The 17,721-nt window shown below is 75.1% G+C and carries 15 protein-coding genes; 1 reads left to right on the top strand and 14 read right to left on the bottom strand.

The features are described from left to right. Positions 1-50: 50 nt before the first annotated feature. Positions 51-611 (bottom strand): GNAT family protein, encoded by a 561-nt coding sequence (locus ACFWOG_RS31025; protein WP_329952920.1) that lies wholly within the window; start codon positions 609-611, stop codon positions 51-53. Positions 612-825: 214 nt separating this feature from the next. Here ACFWOG_RS31025 and ACFWOG_RS31020 point away from each other — a divergent pair, with 214 nt between their 5' ends. After that, positions 826-1,776, top strand: coding sequence for an NAD-dependent epimerase/dehydratase family protein (locus ACFWOG_RS31020; protein ID WP_380362306.1), 951 nt, complete (start codon positions 826-828; stop codon positions 1,774-1,776). Positions 1,777-1,858: 82 nt separating this feature from the next. Here the strand turns inward: ACFWOG_RS31020 and ACFWOG_RS31015 are convergent, their stop codons facing one another. From ACFWOG_RS31015 to ACFWOG_RS30955, 13 genes are all read right to left on the bottom strand, one after another. Further along, complete coding sequence (locus ACFWOG_RS31015) at positions 1,859-2,758, bottom strand: Gfo/Idh/MocA family oxidoreductase (RefSeq protein ID WP_329884148.1); 900 nt, start codon at positions 2,756-2,758, stop codon at positions 1,859-1,861. Between the two features lie 155 nt (positions 2,759-2,913). Then, entirely contained in the window at positions 2,914-3,975 is a 1,062-nt protein-coding gene (locus ACFWOG_RS31010) for a hypothetical protein (RefSeq protein WP_329952918.1), read from the bottom strand. Positions 3,976-3,977: 2 nt separating this feature from the next. Next, a complete protein-coding gene (locus tag ACFWOG_RS31005) occupies positions 3,978-4,631 on the bottom strand; it encodes a GAF domain-containing protein (RefSeq protein WP_355406745.1) in 654 nt (217 codons plus the stop codon). Beyond that, positions 4,621-5,496, bottom strand: a complete 876-nt coding sequence (locus tag ACFWOG_RS31000; protein WP_380362303.1) for a S8 family serine peptidase — start codon at positions 5,494-5,496, stop codon at positions 4,621-4,623. The genes ACFWOG_RS31005 and ACFWOG_RS31000 overlap by 11 nt, the downstream gene beginning before the upstream one ends. Continuing rightward, positions 5,489-8,740 (bottom strand): AAA family ATPase, encoded by a 3,252-nt coding sequence (locus ACFWOG_RS30995; protein ID WP_380362301.1) that lies wholly within the window; start codon positions 8,738-8,740, stop codon positions 5,489-5,491. The genes ACFWOG_RS31000 and ACFWOG_RS30995 overlap by 8 nt, the downstream gene beginning before the upstream one ends. Then, on the bottom strand, positions 8,737-10,209 hold the full coding sequence (locus ACFWOG_RS30990; protein ID WP_380362299.1) for an MFS transporter: 1,473 nt from the start codon (positions 10,207-10,209) through the stop codon (positions 8,737-8,739). The genes ACFWOG_RS30995 and ACFWOG_RS30990 overlap by 4 nt, the downstream gene beginning before the upstream one ends. Beyond that, positions 10,206-11,168, bottom strand: a complete 963-nt coding sequence (locus ACFWOG_RS30985; protein WP_380362297.1) for a DUF6895 family protein — start codon at positions 11,166-11,168, stop codon at positions 10,206-10,208. Before ACFWOG_RS30985 ends, ACFWOG_RS30990 begins: the two co-directional genes overlap by 4 nt. Positions 11,169-11,170: 2 nt before the next feature. Further along, positions 11,171-12,364, bottom strand: a complete 1,194-nt coding sequence (locus ACFWOG_RS30980; protein ID WP_380362295.1) for a radical SAM protein — start codon at positions 12,362-12,364, stop codon at positions 11,171-11,173. Beyond that, the gene (locus ACFWOG_RS30975) at positions 12,361-13,404 is read right to left on the bottom strand and encodes a DUF6895 family protein (protein WP_380362293.1); all 1,044 of its coding nucleotides are present in this window, start codon (positions 13,402-13,404) and stop codon (positions 12,361-12,363) included. The genes ACFWOG_RS30980 and ACFWOG_RS30975 overlap by 4 nt, the downstream gene beginning before the upstream one ends. After that, positions 13,310-14,593: a glycosyltransferase gene (locus ACFWOG_RS30970; protein WP_380362291.1), complete on the bottom strand. Its 1,284-nt coding sequence runs from the start codon at positions 14,591-14,593 to the stop codon at positions 13,310-13,312. Before ACFWOG_RS30970 ends, ACFWOG_RS30975 begins: the two co-directional genes overlap by 95 nt. A gap of 437 nt (positions 14,594-15,030) precedes the next feature. Next, positions 15,031-16,923, bottom strand: coding sequence for a BTAD domain-containing putative transcriptional regulator (locus ACFWOG_RS30965; RefSeq protein ID WP_380362289.1), 1,893 nt, complete (start codon positions 16,921-16,923; stop codon positions 15,031-15,033). 1 nt (position 16,924) lies between these two features. Continuing rightward, entirely contained in the window at positions 16,925-17,116 is a 192-nt protein-coding gene (locus ACFWOG_RS30960; RefSeq protein WP_329884063.1) for an aroma-sacti cluster domain-containing protein, read from the bottom strand. After that, on the bottom strand, positions 17,076-17,468 hold the full coding sequence (locus tag ACFWOG_RS30955) for a LuxR C-terminal-related transcriptional regulator (protein ID WP_355406764.1): 393 nt from the start codon (positions 17,466-17,468) through the stop codon (positions 17,076-17,078). The genes ACFWOG_RS30960 and ACFWOG_RS30955 overlap by 41 nt, the downstream gene beginning before the upstream one ends. Between the last annotated feature and the right edge of the window lie 253 nt (positions 17,469-17,721).

Below are 17,721 nucleotides of genomic sequence, written 5' to 3'. Positions count from 1 at the left end.
GGACCGGCCGATCGGCCGGTCCCGCCCCTCCGCACGTCCACCCGTGCCCCTTACCGCGCGGTGTCCGCCGGCTTCAGCACGGGGTCGGTCCATTCCTCACTGAGCAGCCCGAGGACGACCTGGTCGCTGAAGGATCCGTAGGTCCAGGCGGAGCGCCGCAGGGTGCCTTCGAGGCGGAACCCGGCGCGGGCGGCCGCGGCGATCATCGGCCGGTTGTCGGCCAGCGTGTCGACCTGGAGGCGCTGCAGCCCGCGAACCGTGAAGCCGTAGTGACAGAGCAGGGCGACCACGTCGTGCGCCAGGCCGCGACCGCGGAAGCCGGGGAGCAGCGCCAGGCCCAGGTGGGCGGTGCGACTGTGGGTGTCGATGCCCCACAGCAGTGCCTCGCCGGCCAGTTCGCCGGAGGAGCGCTCCACGACCGAGAAACACGCCGCCTCGTCGCTCGGGGCGGCCACGGCGTAGGGCGACCCGGCGGCACCGGGCGAGAGGGGCTGCCAGGGCCGGGAGTCGGCCCGGGAGCGGGTGGCGACGTCGTCGTACAGCCCGGACATGAGGACCGGGACGTCGCTCTCGTGCCGGGCACGGAGAATAAGGGCAGCATTTTGTAACATGTCACATTGTTAACAGGGGTCGAGGCTGCCGGGCAACCGAATTCCGCCCGCCTCCGCCTTCCGCACCCGCCCCCGCACGCACTCTACGACGCCCCGTCACCGGCGGCCGGGCCACGATCCGGTGACGCGACGTCGGGGCGGGCCGGCCGGCCGGGGGAGCTCTGTCGACATGACCTCGTCACCACCCCCGGAGGGCCCGGGCTAGGGTGTGCTCGTGAGTCTTCATGTGGTTGTCGGATACGGGCCCGCGGGGGCGGCCACCGCTCGGGCGCTGGCCGAGCAGGGGCACGAGGTCCGGGTGGTCAGCAGGTCGGGCCGCTCCCCGGAGGCCGGCATCGAGCACGTCGCCCTGGACGCGGCGCGCCCCGAGGCCCTGACCGAGGTCGCCCGCGGCGCCGTCGCGCTCTACGGCTGCGCCGCACCGCCCCTCCACCGCTGGACGACGGACTGGCCGCCGCTGGCCTCGTCGCTCTGCGCGGCGGCCGAGTCGACCGGGGCCGTCCTCGTCATGCTGGGCAACCTGTACGGGTACGGCCCGGTGGACCGCCCGCTCACCGAGGACCTGCCGCTCGCCGCCACCGGCCCCAAGGGGCGGGTCCGGGCGGCCCTCTGGGAGCAGGCGCGGACGCTGCACGAGGCGGGCCGGATCAGGGCGGTCGAAGTACGTGCCTCCGACTTCTTCGGCCCCGGTGTGACGGACGGGGGCCACCTGGCCGGGCGCGTCCTGCCGCGCCTGCTGGACGGCCGGTCCGTCACGGTGCTCGGCGACCCGGACACCCCGCACAGCTGGACCTACCTCCCCGACACGGCCTCGGCGTTGATCGAGGTCGCGGGCGAGGAGCGGGCCTGGGGCCGGGCCTGGCACGTGCCGACGGCCCCCGCGCTGTCCGCACGGACCATGGTCGCCCGGCTCGCCGCCGACGCGGGAACCGGCCCCGTGGCGGTGCGGCGGCTGTCACCGGCGGTGCTGGGAGCGGCGGCGCTCTTCTCCCCGCTGCTCCGCGAACTCCGGGAGGTGCGCTACCAGTTCGACCGCCCGTTCGTGATCGACTCCGCCGCCTACGAGGCCGCGTTCACGCTGCGCGCCACCCCGGCCGAGGAGCAGTTCCGGGCGACGGTGGACTGGTGGCGCCGCCGGATCGCCGCCCCCGCGCGACACGCCTGAGCCCGACCTCCCTGCCCACGTCCGCCCCGCACGCCTGGCTGCGGTGGGCCGGTCCGCGGGAGGTCGCGGACCGGCCCGGGGCTCAGGCGGACTCCAGCCGCTCGACGATCTGCTCGCACAGCTCGTGGGTGCGCAGGGCGTCGTGGGCGTCGAGGGTCTTCCCGGAGCGGACGGCGTCCAGGAAGGTCAGCACGACCTGCTCGATGCCGCGCTGGCGGGCGACCGGCACCCAGTCGCCGCGGCGGCGGACGGTCGGCTGGCCGCGGTGGTCGATCACCTCGGCCAGGTTGTGGACCTCGCGCTTGGAGTCACCGCCGGAGACCTCCAGGATCTCCTCCGTCGAGCCGGAGAGCCGGTTCATGATCCCCAGCGCCGTGAAGCCCTCACCGGACAGGGTGAGGACCACGTGCTCGACCAGGCCGCCGCGCACCCGGGACCGGACATCGACGTGCTCGATCTCGCCGGGCACCAGGAACCGCAGCAGGTCCACGACGTGGATGAAGTCGTCGAAGATCATCGGCCGTGGCGCCTCGGGCAGCCCCTCGCGGTTCTTCTGCAGCACGATCAGGTCGCGCGGACGCTCCTTCGCCTGCACGTAGCCCGGCGCGTGGCGGCGGTTGAAGCCCACCATCAGCGACCGCCCCGTGCGGTCGGCGAGGTCCACCAGCCGGCGGGAGCCCTCCAGGGTGTAGTCGAGCGGCTTGTCCACGTACACGTCGACGCCGGCGGTCAGCAACTGCTCGACGATCGGGACGTGCTGATCGGTGGCCGCGTGCACGAACGCGGCCCGGATCCCGCTGCCGATGAGCTCACCGAGGTCGGTGAACCGGTGCGCCGGGTCGATCCGGTGGGCGTCGCCGATCCGGTCGAGCTTGGCCCGGTCCCGGGTCATCAGCCGCAGGTCCAGGCCGGGCAGCGCCGTGAGCACCGGCAGATAGGCCTTCTGCGCGATGTCGCCGAGGCCGATCACCCCGACCGGCAGCACGGCGTCGGGAACGGCGGTCTCACTCATGGAATCTCCTGCCAGGGGGCGAACGATCATCAGGCGGCTCCACCCTACGAGCTGCCCCGCCGACCGAACCAGGCACCCGGCCGAACCAGGCACCCGGCCGCGCCGGGCCCGCCGCCGGGGCGCGGTCACCCGCCGGACCCGGCCCGGGGGGCGGAGAGGAAGCCCAGGAGGTCGAACGGTCCCGGGGTGGGCAGGGCCTCGCGGTGCAGGGCCGCCAGCATGGCGGCGACCGCGGTGGTGACCGGGGCCGTCCCCGCCCGCTGTTCGGCCCAGAGCCAGTCGCCGTCGGGGTTGACCTCCAGGAAGACCGGCCCGCCGGCGCTGATCAGGAAGTCGAACGCGCCGTAGCGGAGCGACATCGCGGCGGCCAGGGTCCTGGTGGCGGAGGCGACGGCCGGCGGCGTCCGGACGGGCTCGGCCCCGACCCGCTCGGGAGCCGTCCACGGGTCGGCCGGCGAGGTCTTGCCGATCCGGAAGGCGTGAAGCCGCCCGGCCACGTGGTAGACGCGCAGCTCCGCCTCGTGCTCGACGTACTCCTGCACGATGACGGGCGGACCCGGTCCCGGGCCGGGGTCCGCGGCCGGGTCGTCCCGTTCGACGACCACGGGGAAGATCCCGTTCAGGCGCCCCGGCTCCGGCTCGACGAAGTGGTGGTGGGCCGCCTTGACCACCAGCCGCGGGCAGTCGAACGCGCCCCGGGCGCGCTGCGGGTCGGTGGTCAGCACCGTGCGCGGGACGGCGATCCGGTGGTGCCGGGCCAGGTCCAGCTGGGCGAGCAGCCCCGGCCCGGTCGCACGGATCGCCGTCCCGGAGACCGCCGCCAGCTGGTCGGCCGCGGCCTGCCAGGACTCGCGCAGGAACACGGTCCGGGCCGGATCCCCGGTGCTCTCGATGGCGGACGCCGAGAAGTGCCTCACCCAGGTCACCGTGGGGGTCAGCCAGCGGCCGTTCAGCCGGACCGCCCGGCGTTCGGGGTCGACGAGCAGGTCGGCGGCGCCGAGCTCGTCGGCGTTCAACCGCTCCGACCGGACGCCCGCGCTCCCCAGCAGGCCCTGTACCGGCTCCAGGCCCCCGTCACAGGCGCGGCTGAGCAGCAGGACGGCCGGGGCCGGCCGGGGGCGGACGTCGACGGTGCGGCCGGGGCGGGCCAGCTGGTCGAGGAAGGCCGAGGGGCCGTCAGCCGCCACCGTCAGCCGTCGCCGTCGGCCAACAGCTCGTCCGCCATCGTCAGGAGCTTGGCGACCGTCGCGGCCACCTGCTCGGACGCCCGCGGCAGCCGCTCCGCCACCCGCTGCAACAGGACCAGGTCGGGCTGCGGGACCGCGGCCTGCGTCGCCGCCGCGCGGGAGGCGCGGTCGGCGTCCAGCGACCGGAGCCGGACGAGCAGCTCCAGCACCGTCGCCATCTCGGTCGCCAGCAGCCCCAGGGAGGCCATGTCGCCGAGGTCGCAGCGTTCGCGGCTGTCACGGTCCAGCACCGACAGCACCCCGATGCAGTCGCCCTCGCAGATGAGCGGCGCGGCCATGATGCTGCGCGGCACGTAGCCGGTGGACTCCGCGGCGCCCCGGGCGAACCGGGGGCTGTCGGCCACGTCGTCGATCACCACCGGCTGCCCGGACACCATCGCCCAGCCGGCGATGCCGGTGCCGCTCGGGAACCTCGTCCCGAGCAGGTGGTGTTCGCCCTCGCCCGCGACCGCCTCGAAGACCAGGTCCCCGTTGTCCTGGTCCACCAGGAGCACGGAGGCGGCGGCCGCGCCGAAGACGCTGCGGGCGACTTCCACGATCGACTGGAGCAGTCTTCGTTGCGGGATGCCGGCACTGTCCAGCGGGTCAGTCGACACGCGCACCTCCCTCGGGTACGGCTACGTTCTCGGCGGCCAGGTAGAGGACGGACTTGAGTTGGAACGGCGTGAGCGCGCGGTGCTTGCCGAGGATGAGCGCGCAGATGCCCGCGATGTGCGGGGTGGCGAAGCTGTTGCCGGTGCTGAGCAGCCGCCGCCCGCCCGGCCCTGCCACCGGCACCCGCACGCCCCGTGCGTAGAACTCGACCGGTGGGGACGGGTTGTAGTAGTAGGTCATCGGGTCGGGGCGGTCGTGGCTGGCCACCGAGATGACCGAGGCGAACGGCCACGGATAGCTGTGGACCGGCATGTTGTGGGCCGACGCGACGATGATGCAGCGCCGGAAGTAGGCGGCGTCCGAGAGGTCGCGCAGGCCGTCGCGGAAGTCCGGCTTCGTCGTCGAGAGGCTCATGTTGATGACGTCGAACCCCTCCTCGATGGCCCAGGTCAGCCCGGCCAGCAGGGCGGCGCCGCTGCCGTGCCTGCCGCCGGAGAGGACGCGCACCGAGGTCAGCGACACGGCGGGGGCGATCGACCGGATCACGCTCGCGCAGGCGGTGCCGTGCCCCGCCGGGTCGCCCGGTTCGGTCGGGGTGACGGCGAGGACGCCGTCCTCGCCCTTGACCACGTCCATGGCACGGTCGAGCCCGCCGACCATCGGGTGGTCGGCGTCCACGCCGCTGTCGAGCACGCAGACGCGGACGCCGGAACCGTCCGCGCCGCCCCAGGCCCACTCCCGGGTGACCGGGCCGAGCGGGCTGACCTCGAAGGGCTCCTGCGGCACCACCGAGACGGGCATGCTCCAGGCGGGCACGCCCGGGAAGTGGTCGCGCGGCGGCCGGCGCCAGGGCGGCTGGTCAGTCATCGGCCGCGCCCTCCCCCGGTCCGCCGGGCCCGCCCGGTTCCGGACCCGCCCTCCCGTCCGCACCCGCACCCGCCTTGCCGTCCGCCGTCCCCGGCCCGTGGGCGGCGAGCCAGCGACGGACCCGTCCGGCGGGCAGCGCGGCGCCCTTCGCCTCGAACATCCGCAATGCCTCGGTCCCTTCAGCCCGCGCCCGTTCGATCATCCCGGCCGCTTCGAGCACGATCGCCAGGTCGAGGAGGGTCTCCCCGATCAGGCACAGGTCGTCGCACCGGGCCACCAGCGCACGAGCCGCCCGGGCCCCGGCGAGCGCCTCCTCGTGGTGCCCCCGGACTGAGGCGATCCGCCCGCGCAGCGCGGCCTCGCCCAGCCGTGCCCGCAGGCCCGCGCCCTCGCCGTCGTCCGCGCCGTCCAGGTCCGGGCCGTCGAGGCGGTCGAGAGCGGCGGCTGCGGCGGCGGTCCGGCCCTGGGCGAACAGTTCCCGGGCGATCGCGACCTCGGTGTTCCGGGTGTCGGTCGCGTGCTCCGAGGTCCGCAGCACGCCCAGGCTCTGCCGGTACCGCGCCTCCGCCACGTCGTGGGCGCCGGCCAGCGATTCCACGAAGCCCGCCGTGTCCAGCACCACCGCGTCCGCGAGATCGGCGTGCACGTCGCGGGAGTAGGTCAGCGCCTCGGCCACGGTGCGCCGCGCGCCGTCCAGGTCGCCGCCGAGCGCCTCCAGGTGCGCCCGGGTCACCAGGACCGGGAGGAGCAGCGACCGGCTCGCGGCGAACCGGACGCCGAGCGCGGCGCAGAGCCTCAGCCCGGCGTCCACCCGCATCGGCGTCCACTGGGCCAACTCGCAGACGGCGCAGAGCAGCCGGTCCTCCTGGTAGCCGTCGCCCAGGGTCCGTGCCAGGGCCAGCGCGCGCCCGAACGAGGCCGCCGCGGACGCCGCGCGCTCGGCGACGAGTTCGAGGTGGGCGAGCAGTTCGTGCAACCGGCACCAGCTGAGATCGTCCTCGGGGTCCTGTTCCAGCTCCGCCGCGATCCGCTCCGCGTCCGCCGCCACGGACGCGGGCGGCGCCAGGCCGAGCCGGAGCGCGACGATTGCGCGCTGGACCGCCAGGGTGGCCGCGGACCGCCGGTCCCCGGGCAGCGCGGCCTCCGCCGCGGCCAGCGCGGACCGGCACCGCTCCTCGTCCTGGAGCCAGATTCCGGCGTCGCAGACGTGCAGGGCGAGCGCCGTGTGGCGGGGATCGCCGACCGGCAGCAGTTCCCTCGCCCGCTCCAGGAGCTGGACGGCCGCCGGCAGGTCCTTGCGGGCCAGCGCGTGCATGCCCTCGGCGGTCAGGGTGTCCGCCGCCGCACCGGCCAGTCGCGGGGGCTGCGGGTCGCCCGGCCGCAGCTGCCTGCGCAGCCGGGAGGTCTCCTCGACGTGGTAGGCCACCGCCATCGCGTCCTGCGGCAGCTCGCCGGAGAACCGCTCGGCCAGGAAGTCGTGCCAGCGCTCGCGGCGGGTCTTCGGGGTGAACTCGTAGGCGGTGTCGCGCAGCAGGGCCTGGGCGAAGCGGAAGGTGCCGGCCGGGCCGCGTTCGAGGACGCGCCGGCGGACCAGCCGTGACAGTGCCTCGTCGGCCTCGGCGGAGCCGGTGCCGTCCGCGGCGGCCATCACCCGCAGCAGCTCCCGGGTGGACTCGCGCCCGACCACCGCGGCCAGCTCCACCATGCCCCGTTCGGTGACGGGCAGCTGGTCCAGCCGGGCACCCAGCATCGCCTGGATCGTGGGCGGGACGTTGGTGCCGGGGGCCGTCTCCGCGAAGACGTCCATGAGCTGCTCGGCATAGAGCGGGTTTCCGTCGCACAGGGTGGCGACGCGGCTGTTGACCTCCTGGAGGTCCTGCGGAACCACCTCGGCGAGGATTGACAACTCGCCCAGCAGGGACGTGATCTGAGGTGAGGTCAGTGGTCCGACGTCGAGCGTCGTCGCACCCGGTTTGCCGGCGCCCCAGCCGGTGCGGGTCTCCAGGAGTTCGGGGCGGGCGACGCAGAGCAGCAGGACCGGGACCCCGCGCAGCCAGGTCGCGACCTCGTCGATGAGGTCCAGCAGGGTCTCCTCCGACCAGTGCAGGTCGTCCCAGACCATGACCACGGACCGCGAGCGGCCGAGGACCTCCAGAAGGTGCCGCACCGCCCAGGCGATGTCCTCGACACCGGCCGCGCCGCCGTCCTGGTCCACGACCGTGCCGAGGGTGCGCGCCGCCAGGCCGTGGGCCGGCGCCGCCGCTCCGTCGTCACCGGCCCGCGCCGGGTCCTCCTCCAGCAGCCGGGCGAGGGCCGGCCAGCCGCCGGGGAGCGAGCCGAGCATCTCGGCCAGCGGACGGTAGGTGATCCCCCGGCCGTAGGCGGAGCACCGGCCGGCGAGCACCGTCACCTCACCGGCCGGCAGGCCCGCGAGGAACTCCCTCACCAGGCGCGACTTTCCGATGCCGGGCACGCCGACGACGGTGGCGAGGCAGACCTGCCGCCGCAGCCGGGCCCGCCGGAAGCCGCGCTCCAGCGCCTCCAGTTCGTCGACCCGGCCGATGAACGGGGTCACCGGCCCGGGGAGGTCGGCCGCCGGCTCCGGGGCGGTCACCCGCCAGGCCGGCAGCGGGCGGGCCTTGCCCTTCACCCGCAGCGGAGCGACGGGCTCGATCCCGACCTGCCACCGCACCATCGCGGCGGTGTCGGCGCAGAGCAGCACCTCGCCCGGGCGGGCGGCCGTCTGCAGCCTGGCGGCCGTGTTGACCGAGTCGCCGACGACCCGGAAGTCGTCCCCCGGTCTGGTGATCACCACGACGTTGCCGGTGCACACACCGGCCCGCGCCTCCAGCTCGACCTGGTACTCGGCGCTGAGCTCGGCGGTCAGGCCGGCCAGGGCCGCGAGCGCCCCGTTCGCGGCGCGCACCGCCCGGAGCGCGTCGTCCTCGCGGGCCACGGTGGCGCCGAAGGCGGCCAGGATCGCGTCGCCGATGAACTTCTCCACCTCCCCGCCGTGTTCGGCGATGCAGGCCCCGCAGCTCGCGAAGTAGCGGTCCATGACCTGCCGCAGCGGCTCCGGGTCCAGGCGTTCGGCGAGCGCGGTCGAGCCGACGATGTCCAGGAACAGCATGGACACCTTCCGGCGCGTCTCGCGCGGAGCCCCACCGACCGTGAGCGGCGTGCCGCAGCCGGCGCAGAACCGGTCCGACCCGCCGGCGAGCCGGCCGCACCCGGAGCAGATCACTGCGGGCCCGCCGGGGCGGGGCGGGCGGCGGGCCCGGCGGGATCGGCCCCGGGCGCGGCGGGCCCCGCCGGATCGGGCCCCGCCCCGGATCCGGTCCCGGCCTCGTTCCCGGGACCGGCTTCGGCCTCGGGCTTGGGCTCGGCCTTGGCGGCCGGGGCGGCGGCCGTGTCGGGGAGCGCGATCCGGGCGTAGACGCCCGCGAGGACCACGACGACCGCGGACGCCGCGAAGATCGTGTCGATCGGGCCGAACCGCTGGCCGGCCAGCGAGCCCGAGAAGTCCCGCAGCCCGGTGCCGGCGAGCCAGCCCGACAGCACCGCGGCCAGCATCGCGGCCAGCCGGGTGACGGGATAGAACACGGCGACCACCCGGCCCCGGAACTCCTGGGGCGTCGCCGCCAGCAGCAGCGGCGACATGGCGGTGTTCAGCATGGTGATCGGGAGGACGAAGAGGAACAGCAGGGTCACCGCGGCCGGGAAGCCGCTCTGGCGGGAGTACAGGAGCAGCAGGGCGCCACTCACCATCAGCCCGATCCAGGTGGTCCTCCGGGCGCCGATCCACTGGACCACCCGGCCCGCGGCGAGCGCTCCCACGATGCCGCCGATCCCCATCGCCATGCCGAGGTAGCCGTACAGCTCGGCGGACGCGTGCAGGTTCCTGGTGGCGAAGAAGATGTTCAGGGTGTTCAGGGCGCCGATGCCGAGCTGGCCGATCACGGCGAACAGCAGCAGCGCCACGAGGAACCTGCTGCGGCGGAAGAACCGCAGGCCCTCCAGGAACTCCGCGCCCAGTCCGCGCCGTTCGGCGGCCGGCCTGCCCCGGTCCGGCTTCGCGGCCCGTGCGTCCCCGGCCGCCGGCCGCACGTCCACCGACCGGATGGCGAGGTAGGACACCAGGTAGGAGAGGGCGTTGAACAGCAGCGCCCACTGCAGGCCGACCGTGAACAGCAGCGGCGCGGCGAGCGGCGGGCCGATGATCCAGGCGGTCTGTCCGGTCGCCTGGGCGATCCCGGCCGCTCTCGCCCGGTCGGCCTCCCCCGTGACGAGTTCCGCGATGACCGAGAACCTCGCCGGGGTGAAGAACTGGCTGGCCGCGTTGAGGACCAGCACCGTCGCGTAGATCAGGCCGAGCCACAGCCCGACCGGGAGGTCACCGGCCGGCAGGAAGGAGACCGCGGTCAGCAGGGCCACCAGCCCGCCCCGGATCGCCTCGGTGCCGAGCATCGTCGCACGCTTGTCCCAGCGGTCGACGAACACGCCCGCGAGGGGGCCGACGAACAGGACGGCGGCGCTGGTCGCCAGGACGACGCCGCTGACCGCCTGCGGCGCCCACGGCTTCCCCCTGGCCAGCTCCATGGCCACCCACAGGACCAGGGTGGTGCTGAAGACGGCGTCCCCGACGGAGGAGACGGCCTGTCCGAACCAGAGGCGGGTGTAGCTGGGGTCGATGAGGACCAGTCGTGGTCTCATGAGGCGTGCTCCGGCCGGAGGAGGAGCGTCATCAGGGCGGTCACCAGGGTCGTGTGGTAGGCCGTCGCGAAGAAGGCCCCGACCGGTTCGGCGTCCGTCGCGGCGGTCCTCGCGGACCGGCCGGGGAGCGCGCCGTCGGGCCGCTGGGCCCGGACCAGGCAGTCGACGGCGGCACGGCCCCAGGGGGTGCGCAGCGGGTCGAGGCGCAGGCAGACCTGGGCCATGACGAGCTCCGCGGCCAGGTCCCACCAGTCGTGCCGCACGCAGTGCTCCAGCAGCCGGCGGAGCAGCTCCGCCGCGTCCGCGAGGGCCGTCGCGGAGAGCCCGGGGGCGGTCCGGCCGAAGTCGCTGAGGTAGAAGCTGGAGTGCGTGAGGGCGTACGCCTCCGGGACGGTGACCGGTGCCGCGTCGTCCGGCCCGGCACGGTCCGGTGCGGCACCGTCACGGGCGGCACGGTCCGGCATCGCGGCGGGCAGCCGGACGAGGAAGTTCCGACCGAGCAGTTCCTCGTAGGGTTCGAACGCGTGCGGCACCCCCGCCTTGTCCGCGTAGTGGCGCAGTTCCAGCTGCTGGTAGGCCGACCTGCCCTGCGGTGACAGGTCGTCGGGGGTCAGCCGGGCGAGCACCGCCCGGTGCGGCGTGCCGTCGGTCCCGGCGGGTGCCAGTGCCGCGCAGGCCAGTCCGTACGGGGCGGCGCACCGGGGGTCGGCGGTGAGGAGCGCCGGGAAGTCCGGGTGCTGCCAGACCGTGCGGACCACCGCGGTCGCCTGGTCGAGGCGGGGGTCGCCCCCCGTGTCCCGTCGGGCCCACAGGTGGCAGAGCAGCGCCAGTTCCAGCGCGGCCTTCGCCCGCCCGTGCTCCGCCGAGCGGCCGGGCGCCGAGTACGGGTCGAAGTGGTCCAGGTGTCGCCCCAGCCAGGCGAGCGTGCCGGCGGACAGCCGGTCGAGGTCCGATGGCATGGCTACAGGCGCCCCGTCTCGTCCAGGTAGTCGAGCAGGGCCGCGTCCACCGTGTCGTGGAAGGCGGCGAGTGTCCGCCGGTCCTCCTCGCGCCGGTACAGGTCCTCGCAGCCGACCCACCGCTCGCGGGTGACCGTGTCGGGCAGGTACCCGCCGGTGACCGTGCCGACCTCCCACGCCGTCCTGCCCGCGGTCTCCCAGCAGCTCGCCAGGGTGCCGTCCGCGCTGACCACCGCGCCGTAGCGGCCGTCCCGGTAGCCGCAGGTGACGCACGGCCGGTGGCCCTGCGGCCGGGTGACGGTGAATCCGAGGTCGAGCGCCCGCCGCTGCCACCGGGTGAAGCGGGCCGACAGCTCGCCGGTGTGCAGCAGGTCGTTGCCGTAGCCGATGCCCACGTCGCCGACCTGGGCGAAGTACAGGGTGCACCGGGCGGGGTCGAGCCGTGTGGCGAGCCGGTCGATCAGCGCGTCGACGCCCCGGTAGGTCTCCCCGGAGACGTTCACCCGCAGCAGCCACCGGAGCGGGGAGGTCTCGGACGCCCGGACGAGGTTGTGGACGATCGTGTCGAAGGTCCCGCCGCCGTCCGTGCGCCCGACCCGGATGCGGTCGTGGTCGGGGCGGTCGCCGTCGAAGGTGATCTGGACGGACCCCAGCCCGAGGCCGGAGAGCCGGCCGGCCAGTGCGGGCGTGAGCAGGGTGGCGTTGGAGATCATCCAGGCGGAGACCGGCCCGCGGGCGGCCGCGCGTTCCAGCAGTTCCAGGCACCCGCGCGGGTTGAGCAGGGGTTCGCCGCCGAACAGCAGGATCCGGAGCTCCTCCAGTCCGGCGGCGGCCATCTGCCGCTCGGTGAAGTCGAGGATCGAGGTGATCGTCCGCGAGGTGAGGCGGGTCCGGGCGATCCGCGGCGGACGGCTGCCGCCGTCCGGGTCCTGGCTCGTGTTCTGGAAGCAGTAGCCGCAGCCGAGGTTGCAGTGGGTGCTGGTCAGCACGGTCAACGCGTAGCTGTGCGGGGGTTCCGCGGTCATCAGGCCGTACTCGCGGAGCCGGCGTTCGGTGCCCGGCCGGAGCAGGCCGTCGGCGGTCAGCTGGGTGGGGCGCAGGCGGGCCAGCCCGCCGCCCGGGCCGAGGAACCACCAGTTCCGCTCGCCCCGGAGGAGGCGGACGCCGCGGTCGAGGTCGGCCTGCGCGGGGTTCACCGGGCACCCCGCGTCGCCGGCGCCCGGTCCCGGCCGGTGGCGTCGTCCGCCGCCGGAGGCCCGGCGCTCCCGCCCGCCGCACGGGCGCCGTCCGGGGGGCCGGCGTCCGGTGCGCCGCCTCGCCGGCCGTGGGCGACGGTCAGCGCGGTGAGGGCCGTCACCAGGGTGGCCTGGTAGGCCTTCCGGAAGAACTCCGCCGTGGTCGCGGTGGTGTCCGCCCGGTCGGCGGCGGACCGTCCGGGAACGGCGCCGCCGGGCGACTGCACGTCGCCGAGCAGCCGCAGGCCGGCCTCTCCCGAGGGGGTGCCGAGCGGGTCGAGGCCGAGGCAGTGCTGCGCGAGCACCAGCTTGGCCGTGAGGTCCCAGTCGCCGTTGCGCACGCAGTCCCCGGTGAGGCGGCAGACCAGGTCGCGGGCGTGTTCCAGGGCGTCGCCGGTCAGGCCGGGGTCACGGAAGCCGAAGTCGCTCAGGTGGAAGAGGGTGTGGGTCACGTCGCACACGTCCGGCTCGCCGACCGGCTGCCCGTCGCGGTGCCGGGCCAGCCGGCTGGCCTCGTACAGTCGCCGGTAGGAGTGCAGCCGGTGTCCGACGCCGGCGAGGTCGGCGTAGAACCTGGTCTCCAGGTGGAGGAAGGGCGACTTCCGGCCCGGCGTCAGGAAGCCGCCGGCCGTCACCTCCGCGAGCGCGGTCCGGTGCGGGCCGTCGGTGAGCCCGGCGGGTGCCAGTGCGCCGTACATCAGCTTGAACTGCCAGGCGTAGCGCGGCTCGGCGACGAGCAGGGCCGGATGGGCCGGGCTGCGCCAGACCCGCTCGACGGTCCCGGTCACCTCGGCCAGGCCCGGGTCCGACGGCACGGCCCGCTCCCAGGAGCGGCGCAGCAGGGCGAGCTGCAGCAGGGCCTTGACGCGTGGTGTCACCGGCAGTTCGGCCCGGCCCGACGGGGAGTCAAGGTAACCCGAGTGAAGGCGTATCCACTGCAGTGCGCCCGCCGCCAGGCTCTCCACGGCCACTGCGTCCGGGCCGGCTGATCGAGTACCCATGGTTCTCCCTAGAGGTTGCGGACCGCTGGGCCGCCTGCTCGATGACGTCGGCCGCACGGGCCGGGCTGTTCGCCGCCGCGAGCCGGCGGCCGAGCCGGCGGGCCCCCTCCCGCAGCCGGTCGTCCTGCCAGGCCGCCTCGACCGGCCGGGGCCGGTCCGGCCGCTCCGCCCTCGGGATGTGCACGGCCACGCCGGCCCGGAGGCAGGCGCCGGAGAGCACCGGCTGCTCGGATCCGTTGGGGGTGACGCCGAGGGGCCGGCCGCGGAGCAGCGCGCCGAGTACCGGGGCGGAGGTGCCGCTGGTCAGCACGAGTCCGGCGAGGTCGACGAGCGGCCCCAGCCAGGGTTTGCGGACGAGCAGGACGTCGGCGCCGGGCGCGGGTCGCGGGTCGGCCGTCCGCCCCTGCTCGACCACCGCCTGGAACGGGCCGCCGGTGAAGGTGGCGTTGAGGCGCGGCCAGGGGGTGCCGCCGCCGAAGAACCGGCCGAGGTGCACGTAGACGACGGGCTTGCCGACGCGTGCCAGGTGGTCGGTGATCGCCGCGAGTTCGGCCCGGTCGGCGGCGGGCTCCCAGGCCAGCGGCCCGACCTGGTGCGCGCGCTCGGGCAGCACCGCGCCCGGGTACTCCAGCTCGGGGTCGCCGCGGAGCAGCAGGGCGTCGCCGAGCAGCGGGCCGTCGCCGAGCAGCGGGCCGTCCGGCCACCGGGAGGGCCGGCTCGCCAGGCCGGCCTGCTCGCGGGTGGCGGCGTACAGCTCCAGGCACTCGTGGGTCCGGTTCTCCCTGGTGCGGCCCCACTGGGGCTCGTCCTCGCCGCCGGTGCGGTAGTTCCAGAGGTGGACGGAGAGTCCGATCACCGCCACCGGGATGTCCAGCGCCTCGGCGGCGAGCAGGGCGCCGTTGCACAGCACCGAGGTGACCAGCAGGTCGGCCCGCGCCTCCCGGGCCGCGCGTACGGTCGCCCGGTACTGCTCCACCCCGGCCGGGCCCCACCGGGCGGCGGAGAAGGCCCGCGCGCCGCCGAAGTCGTCCGCCGGCGCGAACGGCAGGCCCGCCTCGGCCACCACGGCTGCGGCACCGGCCCGGCCGAGCACGCCGACCCGGTGGCCCCGGCGCCGCAGCTCCCGCCCGGCGGCGAGTGCCGGGTAGAGGTAGCCGCCGTCGCTGAGCGGGCAGAGCAGGATGTTCACGGGGCCTCCGGGCCGGGGCGGGCCGACACCGAGCGGGCCGCCCCGGTTCCGGCGGCTCGCGCCGGGGACGGGATGGCCCGCTCGGTTCTCGTGGCTCGACCTGTCGAGTCGGTCGGGTCAGAGGGCCGCGCTGTTGTTGATGATGCAGATGGAATCCTCGCCCGCATCGTGCGCGACGACGTCGACGTCCTCGTCCTCGACCTCGGTCGGCTCCGGGTTGATGTCCTCGGGCATGTTGCCTCCTCTCCCCTGGCGGCGTCCGCTACGCCGATCCCAGAGAACGGTAGGGATCCTCGGTATGACGACGATTAGTCAGCGGTTCAATACCGGTATGACAGCCACTCAGAGCCCCTTCGCGCGGCCGCACGGGCGGCGGTACGGGCGGCTGTACGGGCGGCTGTACGGGCGGCCGGCGGGTCGGCCGCCCGGCCCGCCGCTCAGGGGTGCGGCACAGGACTCCGGTCGGCCGTGCGGGCCGGGGCCTGCCCGGCCGCCGTCTCCCGCGCGTAGGCGTACGGCAGCGCCGGCATCTCGTAGCGCACCGTGTGTGCGAGCCCCTCCACGTTGGGGACGGTGAGGAGGCTGGCCTCCAGGAGGTGCTCCAGGACCCGCACCGCCGCGTCCGGCCGGCAGTCCAGCACCGCGGCGGCCTGCTCCAGCGTGAACACGGGCTCCGCGAGCAGCCCGAGCCGCAGCACCGCCCAGTGCGCCGCCTCGGGCAGGTCCCCGATGGACTCGGCCAGCCGGGCACGGACCGCCGGGTCGCCGCCGCAGAGCTCGTCCAGCAGCCCCGGGGCTCCGGCCATCCGCGCGCTGTACTCGCGCAGCGGCACGTGGCGCAGGAACGCCAGCCGGTCCGCCACCAGCCGGACCCCGAGCGGCAGCAGCCCCGCCGCCCGGACGATCCGGCCGGCCGACTCGCGGTCCGCGTCGACCCGGTCCGGGCCGATCACCCGGCCGAGGAACTCCACGGCCTCCTCCACCGCCAGCGAGGAGAGCCAGAAGCGGTGGGCGCTCTCCAGGCCGATCATCCGGGGCCGGGCCGTCACCACGACCGCGCTCTCCCCGGCCTCCGGCAGCAGCGGCCGGACCTCGCTCTCCCGCCGGGCGTCGTCGACGACCACCAGGGCCCGGCGTCCGGTCAGCCAGAGCTGCCAGGCCCACCGGAGGTCCGGCGGGTCCGGCGGTCCGGCGGGCTCCGGCCGGCCGGGTGCGACCGCGGCCAGCAGCTGGCGCAGCACGTCGTCCAGCGGGCGCAGTCTGCCGTCGTCGCCACGGAGCCGGACGAACAGCCGGCCGTCCGGGAAGCGGTCGCCGAGCCGGTGTGCGACGTGGACGGCGAGCGCCGTCTTGCCGGAGCCGAGCGGGCCGGTCACCACGGCCAGCCGGTTGCCGCCCCGGGCCAGCGCCTCGGACAGCTGCCGGGCGGCCGGCGCCCGGCCCGTGAAGGCCGGTGGATCGCAGGGCAGCAGGTTCGGCGGGGCCGTCCGGCCCCGCCGTGGTTCCGCGGGCGTCGCCGCGACCGCCTCGGCCGCCCGCGGCAGCGGCTCCGCCGACGCCGGCCCCTCCCCGGGGGGCCGCAGCCCGGCGGACGGGCGCAGCTCGGCGGGCGCCCTCGGCCCGGCGGGCGCCGGCTCGCACAGCAGCGAGCGGTAGAACCGGACCAGCGCCGGACTGGGCGGCAGCCCGAGTTCGTGGGCCAGGCACTGGCGCAGCTCGTCGTAGACCGCCAGCGCCTCGGAACGCCGCCCCGCCTGGCACAGCGCGGTCATCTGCAGCATCCGCAGCCGCTCCCGCAGCGGGTGCAGCTGGACGGTCTCGGTGACGCGCTCGATCACGGCGGGCCCGCCGCCGGCGGCGATCTCCGCCTCCACCCAGTCCTCGAAGACCCCGAGGAACCTGCGGTCCAACCGCTGGGCGGCGGCCCCGATCAGCGGCACGTCCCGGAACCCGTCGAGCGCCGAGCCGCGCCACAGGTCCAGCGCCTCGGTCAGCGCACCGGCCCGGGCCCGCTGCTCGAAGCAGAGCGCGTCGAGCTCGCCGGCCGCCGTGTGGAGCACGTACCCGCCGGTCTGGTGGCTGATCCGCGATCCCGACTCCACCCCCACCAGGCGGCGCAGTCCGGACACGTACACCTGGACGTTCTTGCGGGCCGTCCGCGGCGGGGCGTCGTCCCACAGCGCCTCGACCAGGGAGTCGAACGAGACCCGCGCATTCGCGTGACACAGCAGGGCGGCCAGGAGAATCTGCTGTTTCCGCGATCCCGGGTCCACCGAGCGGCCGTTCGCCAGCACCCGCAGAGGGCCCAGAATCCCGAAACTCACCGTCATCTCACGCCAACTTGATAACGAGGGAATGCCCTTCCACCTCGGCGTCCGAAACCGCGTCCAGCCGTTGTTTGACGGAGTTGAGGACGGTCACCTCGTCCTCGGTGAGCCGTGCGAGCACGTCCCGCTGCTCCTCCGTCAGCAGGTCGACCGGGTTACCCGCTTGCCGCAGGGCGGCGAGGGCGTCGAAGGTCATGGTCCCCTCCTGTCTCGTGTGCCAGAACATCATCGTCTTCGGCCCGAACGCCGTCCATGAGACCTTTGGGCCAGAAAGCACCGTCGACCGGGGACGAAGCCGCCATCAGCGCGAGGAGGCCGGCCTGCAGTCTTGACCGAAGTCCCAGCTTCGCCAGAATGGCGGTGACGAACCGCTTCACCGTGCGTTCGCTGACCTGCATTTCCCGGGCTATCGAGCGGTTGTCGTACCCGAGGCCCAGGAATTCGAGGACGACGCGTTCCCGGGGAGTGAGCGCCCGGCTGAGCGGCAGGGCCTCCGCCAGCGGCTGCGGCAGCCCCGGCTGCCGGTGCGCCCCGCACGCCGGACACACCACGGCGATCGAACCACCCGCCCCGCTCAACGCCGTCGTACCTCGGTACACGAACGCGGCGGTCCGTCTCCATCAGACATCACCAGGATCCCCCCTCGGGCCACACGACCGCCGTGCCCACATGCTGACGCGAGGACCGGGCACCGGCAAGAGGGCTGACCGACCCTCGTCATCTCGACCTCCCACCGGGGCAAGGGAGTTGTGGCCGGAGCGACGGATGTGAAGAGTCCCCGCGGCCCGGCCGGGGCCGGGC

The organism is Kitasatospora sp. NPDC058406 (assembly GCF_042722765.1).
In the GTDB taxonomy this organism is placed as follows: Bacteria; Actinomycetota; Actinomycetes; order Streptomycetales; family Streptomycetaceae; genus Kitasatospora.
Note: the sequence above shows the minus strand (reverse complement) of the source record. Positions and strands in the feature narration are given on the sequence as shown.